Below are 1,131 nucleotides of genomic sequence, written 5' to 3'. Positions count from 1 at the left end.
GCATCAACCGCAACCCGCAACTGCCCTGGTCCTTCCTCACCCACACCGGCCTGACCATCCACCCACAACACCCACCGAACTTACGAAAAGATCAGTAGGGCGTGTATCGGATGTGCTAATCACAGCCACTCGTTGATGGCCGCGACGAGGACGGTCGCTTCGTAGCGGACCGCGAGCTTGTCGTATCTCGTGGCCACAGCGCGGTGCCTTTTGAGGCGATTAATGCCGCATTCGACCGCGTGCCGGGCCTTGTAGTCCCCGGCGTCGAACTTGGGCGGCCGGCCACCGCGAGAGCCGCGCTTCTTGCGGTGAGCCGCCTGGTCGGCCTTGTCCGGGATGGTGCAGCGGATTCCGCGCCTGCGCAGGTAGGCGCGGTTCTTGCGGGAGGCGTACGCCTTGTCGGCGCGGACCCGGTCGGGCCGGGTCCGCGGCCGTCCGGCGCCCAGGCGGGCGACGCGGACCTTCTTCAGAACCGGCTCGAACTGCGGGGAGTCACCGCGCTGTCCGGCCGTGACCACGATGGACATGGGCTTTTGGCCCTGCTCGACGGCCAGGTGCAGCTTGGTGGTCAGACCGCCGCGCGAGCGGCCGAGCCCGTGGTCGTCCGGCTCGACGCCGATCCCGCCGGGCGGCTCCTTTTGCAGGTCCCCCTTTTCCGCGCCCCGGCGGCGTGCTGGTGGGCCCGGGCAACGGTGGAGTCGATGTTGAGGTCCCAGGTGATGAGGTCCTTGGCGTCGGCCCGGGCCTGCAGCGCGTTGAAGATCCGCTGCCAGGTGCCGTCCCGTTGCCAGCGGCGGAACAGGTCGTACGAGCGGGCCCAGGGCCCGTACCGCTCCGGCACGTCCCGCCACGGGACGCCGGTGCGGGTACGAAACCGTATGCCGTCGATCAGCTGCCGCCTGGTCCATATCGGCGGACGGCCCGGCTTCTTGCCTTGGGGCAACAACGGCTCCAGGCAGGCCCACTGTGCATCCGTCAGATCTCCACGTGCCACAGAACAAGATCATCTCACCTCAAGGTCCACTTCCGATATACTCCAGTGGGACTTCACCATTACCGCTGGTCAGGAGCGGTCTTTCCAGCCTAGCGGGCGGACGGTGCACCGCGGGCCGGTATCGGGGAGCCGCCTCG

The 1,131-nt window shown here is 68.0% G+C and carries 1 protein-coding gene; it reads right to left on the bottom strand.

All coding sequences use genetic code 11. From position 1 onward, the window contains the following. Nucleotides 1-119: 119 nt before the first annotated feature. A protein-coding gene (locus tag IG74_RS50640; protein WP_199818999.1) for an IS5 family transposase occupies nucleotides 120-994 on the bottom strand; the annotation gives its coding sequence in 2 pieces (ribosomal slippage) (nucleotides 120-647 and nucleotides 650-994; 873 coding nt in all). Nucleotides 995-1,131: the final 137 nt, after the last annotated feature.

Source organism: Streptomyces sp. NRRL B-1347 (genome assembly GCF_000720325.1).
Lineage (GTDB): Bacteria > Actinomycetota > Actinomycetes > Streptomycetales > Streptomycetaceae > Streptomyces.
This window is presented reverse-complemented; position numbering and strand designations above follow the sequence as displayed.